The sequence below is a fragment of the Bacillus sp. FJAT-27001 genome, assembly GCF_019039175.1.
Classification (GTDB): Bacteria; Bacillota; Bacilli; order Bacillales; family Bacillaceae; genus Bacillus; species Bacillus velezensis.
On record NZ_JAHOAA010000001.1, the window covers coordinates 179,650 to 194,434 of the forward strand.

General features: G+C 40.0%; 15 protein-coding genes and 2 pseudogenes. 4 read left to right on the plus strand and 13 right to left on the minus strand.

The annotated features are described in order from the left end of the window. The first annotated feature begins 130 nt into the window (after positions 1 to 130). From BGM27_RS00570 to BGM27_RS00580, 3 genes are all read left to right on the plus strand, one after another. Positions 131 to 2,548 (plus strand): peptidase G2 autoproteolytic cleavage domain-containing protein, encoded by a 2,418-nt coding sequence (locus BGM27_RS00570; protein WP_007410336.1) that lies wholly within the window; start codon positions 131 to 133, stop codon positions 2,546 to 2,548. Between the two features lie 168 nt (positions 2,549 to 2,716). Continuing rightward, positions 2,717 to 2,872 carry a hypothetical protein gene (locus tag BGM27_RS00575; protein ID WP_007410337.1) on the plus strand — a complete coding sequence of 52 codons (156 nt, stop codon included), beginning with the start codon at positions 2,717 to 2,719 and terminating at the stop codon, positions 2,870 to 2,872. Between the two features lie 285 nt (positions 2,873 to 3,157). After that, on the plus strand, positions 3,158 to 3,694 hold the full coding sequence (locus tag BGM27_RS00580) for a hypothetical protein (RefSeq protein WP_007410338.1): 537 nt from the start codon (positions 3,158 to 3,160) through the stop codon (positions 3,692 to 3,694). Positions 3,695 to 4,032: 338 nt separating this feature from the next. On the opposite strand, the gene BGM27_RS00585 is transcribed toward BGM27_RS00580, so the two are convergent. After that, positions 4,033 to 4,575, minus strand: coding sequence for a GNAT family N-acetyltransferase (locus BGM27_RS00585; RefSeq protein WP_007410340.1), 543 nt, complete (start codon positions 4,573 to 4,575; stop codon positions 4,033 to 4,035). Positions 4,576 to 4,717: 142 nt separating this feature from the next. Between BGM27_RS00585 and BGM27_RS00590 the strand changes: the two genes are divergently transcribed. Further along, positions 4,718 to 4,816: a YjcZ family sporulation protein gene (locus BGM27_RS00590; RefSeq protein ID WP_003154022.1), complete on the plus strand. Its 99-nt coding sequence runs from the start codon at positions 4,718 to 4,720 to the stop codon at positions 4,814 to 4,816. 163 nt (positions 4,817 to 4,979) lie between these two features. On the opposite strand, the gene BGM27_RS00595 is transcribed toward BGM27_RS00590, so the two are convergent. The 12 genes and pseudogenes from BGM27_RS00595 to BGM27_RS20475 all read right to left on the minus strand — a co-directional run bounded on the left by BGM27_RS00595 (position 4,980) and on the right by BGM27_RS20475 (position 14,374). Further along, on the minus strand, positions 4,980 to 5,600 hold the full coding sequence (locus tag BGM27_RS00595; protein WP_003154023.1) for a lytic polysaccharide monooxygenase auxiliary activity family 9 protein: 621 nt from the start codon (positions 5,598 to 5,600) through the stop codon (positions 4,980 to 4,982). A 207-nt stretch (positions 5,601 to 5,807) separates the two neighbouring features. Next, entirely contained in the window at positions 5,808 to 6,881 is a 1,074-nt protein-coding gene (locus BGM27_RS00600; RefSeq protein ID WP_007410341.1) for an LLM class flavin-dependent oxidoreductase, read from the minus strand. A gap of 224 nt (positions 6,882 to 7,105) precedes the next feature. Beyond that, positions 7,106 to 7,725: pseudogene (locus BGM27_RS00605) on the minus strand (DUF3885 domain-containing protein). 558 nt (positions 7,726 to 8,283) lie between these two features. After that, complete coding sequence (locus BGM27_RS00610) at positions 8,284 to 8,763, minus strand: DUF4944 domain-containing protein (protein ID WP_007410343.1); 480 nt, start codon at positions 8,761 to 8,763, stop codon at positions 8,284 to 8,286. 129 nt (positions 8,764 to 8,892) lie between these two features. Further along, positions 8,893 to 9,327, minus strand: a complete 435-nt coding sequence (locus tag BGM27_RS00615) for a DUF3902 family protein (protein ID WP_007410344.1) — start codon at positions 9,325 to 9,327, stop codon at positions 8,893 to 8,895. A 30-nt stretch (positions 9,328 to 9,357) separates the two neighbouring features. Next, positions 9,358 to 9,567: pseudogene (locus tag BGM27_RS20850) on the minus strand (hypothetical protein). A gap of 303 nt (positions 9,568 to 9,870) precedes the next feature. Then, entirely contained in the window at positions 9,871 to 10,413 is a 543-nt protein-coding gene (locus BGM27_RS00620) for a GNAT family N-acetyltransferase (RefSeq protein ID WP_007410345.1), read from the minus strand. A gap of 232 nt (positions 10,414 to 10,645) precedes the next feature. Next, on the minus strand, positions 10,646 to 11,407 hold the full coding sequence (locus tag BGM27_RS00625) for an N-acetyltransferase (RefSeq protein WP_007410346.1): 762 nt from the start codon (positions 11,405 to 11,407) through the stop codon (positions 10,646 to 10,648). A 35-nt stretch (positions 11,408 to 11,442) separates the two neighbouring features. Next, positions 11,443 to 11,859, minus strand: a complete 417-nt coding sequence (locus BGM27_RS00630) for a UPF0715 family protein (RefSeq protein ID WP_032865299.1) — start codon at positions 11,857 to 11,859, stop codon at positions 11,443 to 11,445. A gap of 182 nt (positions 11,860 to 12,041) precedes the next feature. Next, complete coding sequence (locus BGM27_RS00635) at positions 12,042 to 12,485, minus strand: hypothetical protein (RefSeq protein ID WP_007410348.1); 444 nt, start codon at positions 12,483 to 12,485, stop codon at positions 12,042 to 12,044. A 305-nt stretch (positions 12,486 to 12,790) separates the two neighbouring features. Next, on the minus strand, positions 12,791 to 13,903 hold the full coding sequence (locus BGM27_RS00640) for a WD40/YVTN/BNR-like repeat-containing protein (RefSeq protein ID WP_007410349.1): 1,113 nt from the start codon (positions 13,901 to 13,903) through the stop codon (positions 12,791 to 12,793). 267 nt (positions 13,904 to 14,170) lie between these two features. Then, a complete protein-coding gene (locus BGM27_RS20475) occupies positions 14,171 to 14,374 on the minus strand; it encodes a hypothetical protein (protein WP_007410350.1) in 204 nt (67 codons plus the stop codon). Positions 14,375 to 14,785: the final 411 nt, after the last annotated feature.

Sequence of the window (14,785 nt, forward strand, 5' to 3'; positions counted from 1 at the left end):
ATTTCACCTTGGTTTCAAAAGGAATTTCGTTCTGAATAAAGAATTTGAAGAATAAGCGCTTAAAGGGCGCACGACTCTTTTCTGTCCCCTGCCTCAGGCGCTTATATCAAAAGAAAGAGGTGTCTTTAGAATGGTTCAATTTAAAAACTTTCCTGATCCGTCTTTAAACGCCCCATTGCAGTCTCGCCCTGCACAGCCCTCTGAATTGGAGCATCTCAAAGCAAGGATGCAGAATTTTATTAAGCATTCCGCAACGGATGATAATCTTGAGATCGCAGATGCCCGGGTGACGGCGGAAGGAATGGTCACCTCACTTTTAAAAGAACGGCTTGATACCGAATACGAAATGCTTATGAATAAAATCACCCGGGAAGTGAATGTGGAGGACTACGGAGCGGTCCCTGACGGCCGGGACAATACAGAAGCTTTTCGGAGAGCGATCGGGAACGGCCGGGTCAAAGTAAATGTTCCCGCAGGAGAATTTTTGGTTCAAGGGATAAAACTCCCCTCATGGACTACCATTTCCGGTGAGGGACAAGGGATTACCGTGCTTAAGCTTCATGAGGACACTCCCGCATTCGAATGGGTCATTACTAACGATGATTACGAAAATGGAAACCGTAATATTTTTGTGGAAAACATGACTTTAGACTGGAATCCTGATCGTCAATGCGGGGTCAGGAACCCCGGAGGACAGTTTTCCAGCTGTTTAACGTTTGCTAATGTGCAATACGGCTGGATTAAGAATGTTGAAACGGTTAACGCGGGTCTCCATGGTATTGATATTACATCTCCGACTTACGATCATTTGCCTGAAACAGAATGGACGAAAGACGGCTGCCGATATATATGGATTGATAACTGTGTGGCATACGGCGCCGGAGACGACGGCATTACCACCCATTACAGCGAGTATATTTTCATTTCCAACTGCCATTCCGGAAACCCCCGCGGCACAGAGCATGCTGAGGGCAGCGCAAACTCGAACGGCATTGAAATTGACGACGGCTCTAAACATGTATGGCTTTTAAATAACTATACGAGCGGAAATATCCGCGGGATTGAGGTAAAGGCGCACAGCCTGTGGCCGGCTTCTCAAAATGTTCATATTATCGGTCATGTTTCGTATCGTGATGTACGTTCATTTGATATTCGTCATATCGGCCATCATCAGGCCTCAGACCCCGAAAGCACGACGGCTTATGATGTTACTTTAACCGATTGCACCGCGATTGAACCGGTATTCAATGCTCTCTATGACGGTGTGACCCCGAGGGCGCTGGTCATCTCTGCCTATAAAAACGTTAATGTAAACGGATTCACAGCTATTGGTGATCCCTCATACGACTATGGCGGGAATCCAGTCGTGGCTCTTCAATACCGCAGTCAAAATATCACGATCAACGGCATTAAAATACGCGGCTTTACACAAGCAGGTGTTGACATCAATATATCCGGCGGATCAAATAAAACCGATTATGTTAAAATTTTAAATTTTGATATATACAAGTCATCTCCTAAAGGCATCTCAATCGGCGGAGGCCAATATAACGTAAATATTATGAACGGTACGATGATCGGAGACGGCGGTTCCGTCGGAATTACGTCCCCTAACAGTCAGGCCGTCATTCTCGGGGTGCAAGCGGAAGGTTACAGCGCGGCCGCATCTATAAAAGGACAGACTTATGAGCAGATCCCCGTCAATTTAAAGGGAGGCGCACAGCTCGCGACCAGCTCCGGTTTTGCATTCAACCCGACAAGCGCCGTTATTGCGGGAACAGGCGATATTACGGCCAGAGGTGACAGAAATGCGATCATCAGCTCTTCCGGAGGTTCAAGTTCTGAAGGTTCAAGGGCATTTATCGCCGCTTCTAACAATGTCCATATTACGGGCAGCAAAGTCTCCAGAACAATTCTGTCATCAGAAAGCATTACATTGGAAGAACCATACACGGTTGCCGGAGGGCATCAGTCCATCAAATGGAAATTGGATTCAGCGGGCGGCCACGGTACGTTCGCCGGAGCTGTCACCTCTTCCCTGTCAGGGTACGGAGAATATTTTGAAAGTGTAACCGGCCAGACAATTCCCGCCGGGACGATCGTCACAGTGAAAGGCGAAAAAATTGAATCGGCTCACGTCGGAGATTACATGCTCGGCGTCATTTCAGAAACAGCCGCTTTTATCTCAGGAGCCGCAAGCTTCGGATGGCAAAGCCGCTTTTTGACAAACGAGTTCGGCGGTTTCATATACGAAAATGTGACTGACGAGGAAACAGGAGAAACGGTACGCGTGCCGAAACAAAACCCAGACTGCAGTCCGGCTCTTGAAGCTGACTATGAAGCACGCGCGGCCAGAGACGAATGGCACATTGTCGGACTCAACGGCCGGCATTACGTACGGGTCGACAGTACGGTCAGCCCGGGAGATTATATCACGGCTCATAACGGAATCGGGACTAAAGCCGCGGAAGGCTGGAAGGTATTGAAACTGACAGCCTTATACAGTTCTGAAAAAGGGTACGGCATTGCAATTGCGGTTATCAAATAGGGTCTCAATATCAGGATCATCTCCTCTCTTTTCTATCGGGCGGGTATGATCCTGTTTTTTATACCGAATGAGATGCCTCTTTTTCAGCATACCGTTTCATTTGTCCAAGCCATCCATGCTTTCTGTCATAGAATACTACCGTCAGATGAAAAAAGGAGGAATATGAGTATGGATATGGGTATGGATATGGATATGAACGGACATTATGATCACCACCCAAAGCAGCCTAAACAAAAAAAGAAGAAACAAGATAAAAAGAATCTTGATTATGATTACATCGTTGTTTATAAAAGAAAATGCAAAAAATGTAAAAAATGCTGCTAACTTATCATATCAACACTTTTTACACCCGGTAAACTCCGGGTGTTTTTCTTATTATGGCGTTTCTCCGGGCTATTTTCACCCAAAATCCGGTCATCCTATCACAATACATAAAAAGACTCTATTATTTTCTTCCCTTTTCGCCTAATTAAAAGTATTTCATTTACAGAAAACAACACAAATAGAATGACATGACTTTTGAGAAAATCTACTCTTTGCTTGGTCAATTTTTCTGCGATACCATGAATTTGCAACAATTTTTAAAAATTTCCTCAGGAGGTCATAGCCATGAAAATCGCCAGAACGATAGTCGGATCATGCTTAGCTTTATCTCTAACAATTCCTTTCACAGCCAGTGCCTCAGCAGCCAGTCAGTCTGAACACGCAAACGCGCCTCACGTTTCACCCGTTGCAAATCCGTTAGAAAGTAAATTATCCCAAACAGCAGACCAAAACGTAAAAGCAGCAGGTGTTGATGCCGGGCTGAACGTAAACGTAGATGTTCTCGGAATCTCAGATCGCATTGCTGAAGCGGTTAAGTCAGATCAAAACCGAACCGGCTGGGTAAAAAATGTCATGGAAACAACATTTTACGCATCAGGACAGAAGTACAACGTCATGGTGTTCAATTTAAATCAAGAATATGAAGACCGGTTTAACGGCGTTCAATTTTACGGATCAGCCGTTTATGACGGTATTACTTACGGAATCTGGGTCTTCGAAGACGGGTCCTTCGATAACAAAGGAGACGGGGGCTGGATCAATTGGGCATTCAGAGGGTGGTTCGATCGTGATAATCAGCATATTGAATTCCACAGACCTTAATACGGAGAAAACTTGCGGCAGTGCCCGCAAGTTTTTTTAACTGGACTGCACATTTTTCACCGTTATAACGACTATACTTGAAGTGCGGGCTCCGATCGCAGCCCCGGTAAAGTCTTTCAAAGTGAGGGTATACCATGTCAAAGTCTTTAAAAATAGTGTTGTGGAGCATATTGGTGTTCATCATCTTGTCAGTGATTATCGGAATCGTTTCTTACAATCAAACTCCGTCTGCAGAAAGCGCAGCAAAAAGAATGCTTTACAGCGTCTAATCAATGTTAAGCCTTTATCGGCTTTTTTTATTTACAGCAGAACACTTGACAAAACGACGAATTTTCAATTTATTCGTTAACGATCTCATTCAGTATAGAATATACACGTGTATCATGGGGCAGTCCGTTTTGATACATATATCTTCTCAAAATTCCTTCAGATTGAAACCCCGCCTTTATCAGTAATTGATGAGACGCTGCATTCTCAATGAAAACAACAGCGCCTATACGATGCAGCCCAAGCTTTTCAAACCCAAAAGAAAGAACATTCTCCAACGCTTCAAAAGCATAGCCATTCCTCCAATAATTCGGATGAATCTCATAACCGACCTCCGCCCGCTTATGCTTGGGCACCCAAGAGTTAAAACCAATAGTTCCGATGATTATTCCCTTCGCATCTTTTCTCTCGATTCCCCATCGCATTCCCTTTTTATCATGATATTGATCTTTAAACCAGCCAATCATTTTTTCAGCCTGTTCCATTGAATCAAAAGGTTCCAAACCATAATAGCGTGTTACATTTGCATTTGAAAAACAAGCAAATATTTGCTTTGCATCTTTCTTTTCAACTTCTCTAAGAATAAGTCTGTCCGTTTCTATTACAGGAAGCATTTACGGTCCCCCTTTAAAAGAAATGTGAGAAGAAAATATATGCAGACTAAAAAAACTTTTTTTCAAAAAGTAAACTAGCATCCCTATCAAACTTTTCATTTCGGCATAATATGTATTAATCCTCTTTAGGAGGTGAGATTATATGGGATTCTCAGGTGGTTATGGTAGCTCCTTTGCGTTAATCGTGGTGCTATTCATTTTATTAATCATCGTTGGGGCTTCTTTCCTCGGCGGTTATTAAGAATCCTCTTACCTCCGCATCCATGTCAGCAGCACCTCCATGATCGTACGGCGCCATAAATGAAATGTTTATGGCGCTCTGCTGTTTTCCCCTTTTCATTCACACATTAAAACTAAAAAGATCGGCCGATGTATCAACATGCAGCCGATCAGTAATTCATAAATTATTGTGTAAGGTTTACATCGATGACGTTATAGAAGGCATTGGAAGTATCCGCAACGTCCCATACCCCTAAAATGACATGATACCCGCTTCGATCAGTCGGCACAAAAATCTTATGAGTCAGATTCGTATCTGCCTTGGAACCGTCGTGGTTTACCGTTCCGATTAATTCGAATTCATCTCTTGACAAAGGTTTATTCGGATTCCAGTTTTTCTTGGTGATATAATAGTGCCACTTTGATGTCGCATGAGGGGCCGTGTAGTACCAAGTAAAGGTGTTAAAACCGCCGCGGATGTTTTGTTTCACCCAATAATCTGCAGTCTGCTTGTCTAAACCGAAGTCAATTTGTCCAGATCCCCCATTTGCAGACGCAATTCTTCCATCAGGCGGACCTGCGGCCGGAAATCCTTTCGGCCCTTCTACAGACTGAGGATTATCAATGACGGAGCCATATTTCTGCGCAGCGGCCGTCCAGCCCAATGTTTGTTTCTCTAATGCTCCCATGTACGCTCTGCTGACGGGCTCTTTTATATACCCGTGCGCAGATGCATCACTTGAATAAAAAGCGCCTCCAATACCAAGAGTAACAGTTAAAACTGCAGCTTTTACTAAACCTTTCATTACTGCATCATCCTCCCTCTTTTGTTAATAAAAACCCTTCAGTGTATACACTTCACGATGGAGGATGAAATGACCTTCCTTTTCTTGATAGGAAAAAGCAATGAGGTTGGCGCTTTTCCCTTTGTTTTTTATAATCATAAAGAAAAAGCCGGGCCGATTCTGTTATCGAATCCGCGATTGACCGGCCCGCCCCTTTTGCGCAGAACTTCATTCGCTGGATTTGCCGGTTTCCTTTCGGATAACCGGTGCTACTTCCGCTGCTAATCGTTCGATGTTTTCCGCGGCTTTTTTAAACGGCATACCTCCTATATCGATTTGCGCGAGAAATCGCTGATGTCCGAATAACTCGTATTGATGCATGATTTTTTCAATGATCTGCTGTGAGCTTCCCACAAATAAAGCTGTTTCTTTTCCGGACGCCCGCTCAAAATCTTCCTTCGTTAAAGGCTCATCGATCCCGTGATATGAATGAACGTGAGACCAGTAATTTGAATGATACGGATAAAATTCTTGTATTGCCTGTTCATTCGTTTTTGAAATGAACATATGTCCGGTTACGGCAACCTTCACATTTTCCGGAGGATGACCGGCTTTAGAAGCCGCTTTCCGGTATTTGTCAACAAGCGGCTTAGATGACATCGGATCACCGCTCAGTACAGCTAATGCCAACCCCGCACCTGCACGCCCGGCCCGTTCTGCGCTTTCCGGAGTCCCCGAAACACCTAACCATAGCGGAATGCTTCCGCGAAAAGGCCGAGGAGAAATTTCTGCCTCGCGCAGCGGCGGCCGGTAACGTCCTTTCCAGGTAACCGATTCTTCCCCGGAATTTAATTTTAAAAAAAGGTCAATGTGTTCTTCAAACAGTTCTTTATAATGGCCTACGTCATAACCGAAAAGAGGAAACGAGTCTAAAAATGCGCCCCGTCCCGCAATGATTTCCGCCCGGCCGTCTGAAATCAGATCAAGCGTTGCAAAATCCTCAAATAAACGGACGGGATCTGCGGTGGATAATACAGTCGTGGCACTGGTCAGCTTAATATTTTCAGTGATCTGTGAAATCGCTGATAAGATGGCCGACGGCGAAGATACCGCATAATCAAGACGATGATGCTCGCCTACACCGAATACATCAAGCCCTGCGTCGTCTGCCAGTTTCGCCAGCTTCATCAATTCATCTATCCGCTGCTTTGCGCTGACTGTTTTCCCTGTCAGAGGATCGGGATATAATTCTGCAAATGAATAAATTCCAATTTCCATACAATCACGGTGTTCAGCCCTCACATTTCTCTCCTCCTGCACTGTGTAAAAAAGCTTTTATGTTATTCTATTCAGCCGTTTTACAAATAGGAATTCGTTCAAAATAAATACAGAAGCTTAACATGCAGAAGGTGGTATGAGAGAAAAAAAAGTTTCTGGCGTCCTTCAATTCTGCCCATTATACTCATGCAGCCGGACTAGGCAAGAACAAAGCCGGCACAAGCGGATTCGAATTCATGTGTTCATTTTCAGTCCAATTCAATCCAATCGTGATATTGATCATAAAGCTTTCGTATTCTTCCGGCATCAAGAGCAATGACTTCACACCTTCTGTCATCATACAGAAAGAAAATAATATCTTTTGTCATATTCACAAAGAAAACATCAGGATACCCAACGGAACAGCCCCCGAACCTTGGCTTCAGCGGAAAATCTTCGTGGACGGCTGCCTTAAGTAATTTGGGGATACGCAGATCTTTCCGTTTACATAATAAAGAAAACTGCTGCATTTCATATTCTTCTTCGACCGGGCATGGACAGGTCTTCACTTGAATCCGATATAAATCATCCTTACACTTCAGAAACGGCTGATAAACCTTTAATTTTCTCGCGGATTACCTTGAGTTTTGTGCTTATACACGTTGGCAACAAGAAACAAGTCATCGCTATGTTCAAACAGCTCATTGAAAAGTGCGGCGGTTTGATGATGGACAAGCTGAAAACACTCAAGATTCAAAGCACCGCTTTCATTAAATTGATACATATTGCCGCCGAGAGAAAAATGAATTCCCACGTCCCATTGATGATAAATGCCGGGCACTAATTTTAAAGTCGGAAACCTTTCCTTCAGATAATCATTTATTTTCATTCAAACATCTCACTTTCCTTTTCCCGCTCCAGAGGCAGAAGAAGCCGAAAACATTCCGCTTATTTCTTTTTCACCCTTGTAATATTATTCCGATTGGAATACAATGAAATAGAACACTGTGAACCCCATTGATCAGGGTGGATGCTGGTCACATTCATCCTGATCCTTTCTTTTACACAAGATCGCCCAACTTTGAACCCCTCTGTTTCCAACCCTATTCATTGATATTACATATATTTCAATGGTATTATTTTCTTATACATGAGCATCAAGAGGTGTCCGCTTTGAACAACATCAGAAGATTAAGAGAATTTTTCCGGTCTCACCGTAAAATAGGTCTGGCTGCAGACTTGCTTACGGCTGTATTGCTTATCTCATTATCCATTCTTTTTTACGGATGCCGGCAGGGAGCTTTTAATGGTTTCTTTATGTATGTCTTAGTAAGTAATTTTATCGGCTCCAATGCCTCTTTTATCGACTTCAGCAAATCGAGGAAAAACAGACAAAAATAAAGGCTCTGCGTCAAAAAGAAGGTTATACCGCCCTCTTTTTATTCTTTCAGTCATACCAATGCGTTCTTTTCAGATTGAATTTTTCTGAATAGGACTCATGATCGGTTTTCCATGCTGCTTCAACAGTGATTTCATGACCGATTACTTCATGTTCCGGCATATATTCAAACGTCTGAATATGGTCTTCTCCCGTTCCGCCGCCTTCTAATTTCTCTCCGGTGTATTCTGAAAGATGATAGTCTTTATCTTCACCATATTTCCGGCCGTCAACAAATAATGTTAATCTCTTAATCACCGTGTTCTTTTCATTCACTTTATTACCTCTGTAATACAAATTCAAGAAATAGTTAGGGCCGATAGAGGTCTTGCCTGATTTTTCGATTGACGCTTCCCACGTCTTGCTTTGGCTATAGCCGATATATTTAACTTTTTCTCCTGAAATTAAAGAAAACAGTGCAAATCCGGCTGCTATTATGAGAACAGTGATAATAACCAGCAATGTTTTAATGACTTTACGTTTTTTCATGACATCCCGCCTTTATCATTTAGAACGTATGAATATTAGAATTGTTACATTTAATTTGAAAGAATAATAAAAAGGGATTCTAATCCCAGGAATAAAAAAAATACTAAGAAGATCATATTCCCCTTAGCTTCACATCCCAGATTGCCATGCAATAATGATAAAAGTCGTCCAAAAAGTTGTGACTAAAATAAGCATAACGGTTACAATCATTAAAATGAGACAACTTATTGTTAGAATTGAGTCTTTGTTTTTGTGAAGAATCAGAGTAACCATTGATCCTGCAGCAAATAGATACGACAAAACCGCACCGACCCAATACCACAGCATAGAGTCATTGCTCCAGTAAGCCATTGACTGCATATAAATACTGAATATAAATCCTGACAATGCTAATAGAAACGAAACTAAATTTGATTTCACGTTAGAGTTCCTTTCTTCATAAGTTTTATTTTTAGGCACGGTCATACATCTGATAACACCTTTTATGCGATATGCTTCGCTGCTTTGTCTGCATATTTTAATTCTTATTTCGTTTTTAAATATGTTTACGAAAACAGAAATCATATAAAGTTCACCTGAAACGCCGATTTAAAATTAAATAGATGTTTTATAAGCGTTAATTGCTTGATTTCTCAAAAGCATATTATCTTTCGCAACCATTCCAAGATTGTATGCTTGTTTGATGATATCCAGCACTTGATTATCCGTTTCAGTTACAGCTCATCCACCAGTTATTCTGGATTTCCAATAATCAAACTGGTGATTTCATTCTGAACTGCTTTTCACATTTTGAGTATCAACCATTTTTCCATTCTCGAGCGCATCATTGCTGATTCGATTACTTCCCGCTCCTTCTGTCGTTAAACTGCAAAATGTCCATCACATTCATCCTCTCTCCAATTTTACAACGTTGCTATAACGAATTTTATGTTTTTCCCAACCTTCAAGCTTAATCTTTTTGATCGTTACTAATCTAAGTACTTTTTTCAATTCCATAATCCATTGGTATGATCGGTAACCTAATGAAGTATTTAACTTAAATACAAAAAAACCTGCTTTCAGCAAGGTTTTTTCGACAAAGGGGAGATTATTTCCCCACAAATTCTATTAACTATGTTTTTGTTTTAACCATTCTTTCTTTAGCAATGCGTATTGGTAAGTGTTTTCATATTTAGGTGTTCCATCCTCGTGTGCAGTAAATGAAATAAATTCAAGAAAATAACCTTCTTTACGCATTCCTAATCTTTCACATAATTTTTGTGACCTGCAGTTATCATCTTCAACATATGCATAAAGCCTTCTTGCTTCTTTTTGCATAAAGAGATACTCAAAGAAAGCCTTCGCACTTTCACTTGCGTATCCCTTCCCTTCAAAACGGGCATTGAAATTCCAACAAACAGAATAGGTATCTGGCTCTTCTTTTAAATAAAATAGTTCTCCGACCAGATCTTTACTGTCTTTTAAACAAACTGCAATATAAGAGTCATCTCGGCTTCTTTTTTGAACGTTTACGGCAGCTTCTTCTAACGTAGACATTCTGTCATCAAGAAAGCAATTCACTCTCGGATGTGCCGAATATTCCAACAAACCTTGCGCATCTCTCTCCGTAAAATTTCTTAAAATTAAGCGATGGGTTTCAATTTTTTGCATTTGCAGTCTCCTGTTTCATTGTTATCGATCTTTGAAAAGAACTTCTTCAACAGATCTTCTTCGTTTGTTGAAGAACTTATCTCAATCTATTTTTACTATAATGATGGACGTTATCATCTTTGTCAAAAACAATAATCATTCATTTGCCGCCCGCGATGTAAAGTACTGAACAATTTTCGTGAAAAACCCTCAGTATCGAATATAGAAACGAGGAATAGTAATTAAAACAAAGTTAAGCCATTAAAAGCTTATTGAGTATTTTTTCAAACTTATTCACGCTCATCATCTCATGAGTGAGAAATGTCCCATTATAAAACACGCTGAAAGTCGTCCAAACTGCCGGGGATTTTTGCGCCATATCTTTTGACTTTATTCGCCGGGCCTGAAAATGAAGTCCTTTCTTTTCAGTCAGTTCCTTTAAATCCTTTAACAATCCGACTGCAAATGGGCATTGAGCTGTATAAAATATTGTGATTCCCTCATCATTAACGGAATTACTTTTCACCTGTTTTTTAAATACAGGAGGATATGCATGTTCATTCCACGTCAGTGACATCAACTGAAAATAGGGTTCTGCTTCATCTTGCACAGCAAATCCCATATGTTCAAAGAAATGCTTATCACTTAAATAAGGGAGTTTTTTCTTCCCCACTATATGAACTATCCCATCCATACCGCGGGATTTTGCATCTGACACACATTTTTCTAACAAGTGTTTCGCATGTCCGTTATTCTTATATTTACCTGAGACCCAAAGACAATTAATAAACATAAAATGAGGTGCGCTTACCGGAACCCACGCTTCTTCTGCAGGTAAATATTCAATAAAAACTTTTGCCCGTTCGTTTAGGCGATAGAACACCAAGCCATCAATCATCCGATCTTTGAGCCAGCTCTTCTTTTCATTTACCGCATCCTCATATTGTTTCGCACCTAATGCACAGCAAATATGATTGTCATCAATATTGCCTCTAGTCAACTCAATGTATTTCATTTTTCCTCACCCGCTTTCTTTTGGAAACACCAGCTTTACTTGCAGTGAACATTGTAATTTCTCAGAAATATAGAGTCCCAGAACCAATATATGAACGCAGCAACAATGCTCATTATGTAATAAATGGGCATTCTGAAAACTGTGAAATCAATTGGCGGATTATCTATGTACCAGAACAAGAACACAGCTAAAAAAGCGACTGCTGTATAAATGAAAAGATGAACCAAACTAAACTTTTTAGGCTTCTTTCTTAGCCATAGTTGCACAGGAACAGCAAACAAAAAGTAAGTAATAAATGCATAAAAAGCAATGATAACTACAGTAACCAATGCAAATGGCACAAAACCCGAGTATACAAACATATATAGCCCGAAGATCAAACCATACGACAAACTTGAAAAAGCCAATGTGTAAGTATAGCTTTGACTTTTGCTCCAAGACGCCGCTCCCATATATTTCACCTGCTTTTTATAAAAATACATTTCTCATTTTTTTCCTATTGTTTAAAATCAGTATATATCCATCACTTTAAAAGATCTATGTTTTTTTGGCAGATCATCAATTCACTATCTTAATATCCAGAAATTTTATTGCCATTAAAAAAGGTCAAGGAAATACCTTGACTGTGTATCGCTCACCAATCTGCATCCGGCTCATCGTGTTCGAATCCGTAAAAGCCTTTAATCCACACATCTCCGCAGCCGGCTCCTTTTGTGATCAATAAGTAATGATTTCTGTTTGCATCACCATTCACCTTATCAGCCGCGCTCAAGTTCAAATGATTACCCGTGAAATTCTTTTCACTAAGGGTAAAATCATCTCCTGCCAGTGTAATTCTCTGCAGTTTGATATTCAATGTACATCCGTCAGCATTGTAGATGGTGAACCTGTATCCCAGCTTAGTCGGCCAATAATGAAGGTTTTTGTCGTCAGCCATAAAGAAACCTGTTTCATTCTCTGTCATTTTAAAGCTGACCTTATGTTCATCTTTTGTCATTTTGGCCGAAACAGTTCCGATCCCCAAGCACCATGTTAAAAAAACTCCTGCGATACCCAACCCTATCTTTTTCATATTCATCCCCTCACTTCCTCATCATACATTATGTAACAAAATATTAAAGAGCATTTATAGACTAATTACAAAACTAAAATAGCCTATCAACACGCCACTAATTATTAAATAAGGAACATATTCAGCTTGGTTATAGGGGGAGGATACTATGTTTGGCACATAGGTCTGCAAAAAAAGTATAGCTAAGTAACTTAATATACCTCAATATATAACTCTCCTCACGAATTAAACAGCTGATTTAAGTGATAGAATTAGTCGAATTAATATAATAAAAGCAATACCTAAAAAGGTATTGCTTTTTTCATTTGTCATTATGAGTTTTCCATCATAACAACATTGGTAATATTATTTTTTATTCCACTGTTTACTGAAATCCATCGTTTTCCGTCTAAGGAGAATAAAACAGTGCCGGAATCCCCTACTGCAACAAAACGTTTATTTACGTAATCCCATTCAACATCATTTAGTTTGTTGGCTGTAGGGGAAGATGCTTTAGTCCAATTGTGCGCATCCTCAGAATAATAAATTGATCCAAGATCTCCTACAGTAATGTATACTCCATCTTTATAAGTAACAGAATTCAGAGGAGCATTATACCCCAGTACCGTCGTTTGAAAACTTTCGCCTTTATCAGATGAAACAGCAACTAAACCATAATCGCTAAATGTCCCTCCTGCTTGTTGTCCAACGGCCACCACCTTATCTCCATTGTAAATAGCATCAAAATATTCACCATCAAAACTTCCTTTTCTGGTAAATTTAATACCATCTGAAGACTCACTTATATAGTTTGTAGCATATGAGTTACCGAACATAAGAATCTTTTCATCAATTGCAACTCCAGTGTACACGATACCTAAGTAGCCACCCGTGGTGTAACTTGACTCTTTGGATTTATAACCACTGACCTTCTGTGACCAGTTCGCATCACCGTCAATTGATGTGAAAATTGTTGAACTGATCCCATAGTTGCGTGATTCTCCTCCACCGGCGGCAAATTTATTATCACTTGTTTTGATTAAATCAAAAATTGGCCCGCCTCTAAAACTCACAAGTTGATCCCATGCTTTTAAACTATTATTCCATTTTAGTATTTTTGCATAATAACCATCGTCCGCAGTAGCATATAGGTTTTTGCCATCAAATGATTTAACATCTTTAATTGGTGTTGTAGATGATTTATAAACCCATTTGTTATCAGCATAATTAAAAACAGAACTAGAATTAACAAAATGATAATGACTTATATCTCCCGACTCAGATAATAATGAAGCATTTTCACTAGGAAGAATGCCTGCTTCCGCAGCAGAAGCTACGTTATTCATAAAAGAAGTTTGTGAACCTGACTCAGTTACAAAACCTACACAGCCCAAAATAGAAACTGAGGAAACTATTTTCATTAACATGCTACTTTTTCTATTCATATGTACCTCCGTAATCTAATAATCACATAATAGTTCAATATTTTTACTGCATAATATTAACACATAATCATAAAACAGTCAATTTTCCCATAAATACGCTCGGAATACGTCCGATTCTCATGATGGATGTTCGCACATAATATTTTAAATACAATATTACATCGTTTATTGAATCACTAAAGACAGTATCAGAAGATGATGTCTAGTGAGTTTCCCGAAAGTGTAAAGTGGTGTAACAGCCCATCAAGTCAAATATCGACAGAAAGATTACGACCACAAATTCAAAGCAAGAAACGACAGCCCCCATGCAGATAGACCAAACATTACAAAGAACCTAAGCAAAACTTCGAATTTTGTAAGTCTTCGCTCCCTTTTCGTTTTACCCAATTTCCAATAAACGGCGTAGCAGGAAAACACCAAAATGAGTTGTCCAAGTCGCGACACAGATTCTAAGAATTCTATACCATTCATTGATTTTCACCTCGTTTATTTAAACAGAGAGTCCTTCTTACAGCGTTTATCCAAAGCACTAATTTCTTCGGTTATAAAAACCGCTTGAGGAATTTGTTTGTAAAATGGTTTGCGTGCCGCTTGATAAAAACAGCCCATCCTTACTCCCCCATGAATCAATCAAGATGAATTTTATTATCTCAGATAGAAAGATGATTTCCAACAGTTATGTAAAAATAAGTAACTTGTAAGATGTCTAATTGTATAAGAAAAGCTGTCTTATCCAGCAGAACCATGAGTGCTGCGTTTCCCATTAAAGCGTCAAAGAAGCATCATAAAAGAGCAGCTTTTAGGCTCATTCCCGAAGCTTTATCATTTTATTTTTATGATTGTATCCTCCTGTCAGTCCTGCTGGAATAAATTTGCGGGAAA

Bases quoted from the DNA above. Each gene is read 5' to 3' on its own strand.
- BGM27_RS00570 (WP_007410336.1), top strand. From the start codon at position 131: ATGGTTCAATTTAAAAACTTTCCTGATCCGTCTTTAAACGCCCCATTG.
- BGM27_RS00575 (WP_007410337.1), top strand. From the start codon at position 2,717: ATGGATATGGGTATGGATATGGATATGAACGGACATTATGATCACCAC.
- BGM27_RS00580 (WP_007410338.1), top strand. From the start codon at position 3,158: ATGAAAATCGCCAGAACGATAGTCGGATCATGCTTAGCTTTATCTCTA.
- BGM27_RS00585 (WP_007410340.1), bottom strand. From the start codon at position 4,575: ATGCTTCCTGTAATAGAAACGGACAGACTTATTCTTAGAGAAGTTGAA.
- BGM27_RS00590 (WP_003154022.1), top strand. From the start codon at position 4,718: ATGGGATTCTCAGGTGGTTATGGTAGCTCCTTTGCGTTAATCGTGGTG.
- BGM27_RS00595 (WP_003154023.1), bottom strand. From the start codon at position 5,600: ATGAAAGGTTTAGTAAAAGCTGCAGTTTTAACTGTTACTCTTGGTATT.
- BGM27_RS00610 (WP_007410343.1), bottom strand. From the start codon at position 8,763: ATGAAAAAACGTAAAGTCATTAAAACATTGCTGGTTATTATCACTGTT.
- BGM27_RS00615 (WP_007410344.1), bottom strand. From the start codon at position 9,327: ATGATTTCTGTTTTCGTAAACATATTTAAAAACGAAATAAGAATTAAA.
- BGM27_RS00620 (WP_007410345.1), bottom strand. From the start codon at position 10,413: ATGCAAAAAATTGAAACCCATCGCTTAATTTTAAGAAATTTTACGGAG.
- BGM27_RS00625 (WP_007410346.1), bottom strand. From the start codon at position 11,407: ATGAAATACATTGAGTTGACTAGAGGCAATATTGATGACAATCATATT.
- BGM27_RS00630 (WP_032865299.1), bottom strand. From the start codon at position 11,859: ATGGGAGCGGCGTCTTGGAGCAAAAGTCAAAGCTATACTTACACATTG.
- BGM27_RS00635 (WP_007410348.1), bottom strand. From the start codon at position 12,485: ATGAATATGAAAAAGATAGGGTTGGGTATCGCAGGAGTTTTTTTAACA.
- BGM27_RS00640 (WP_007410349.1), bottom strand. From the start codon at position 13,903: ATGAATAGAAAAAGTAGCATGTTAATGAAAATAGTTTCCTCAGTTTCT.
- BGM27_RS20475 (WP_007410350.1), bottom strand. From the start codon at position 14,374: ATGAATGGTATAGAATTCTTAGAATCTGTGTCGCGACTTGGACAACTC.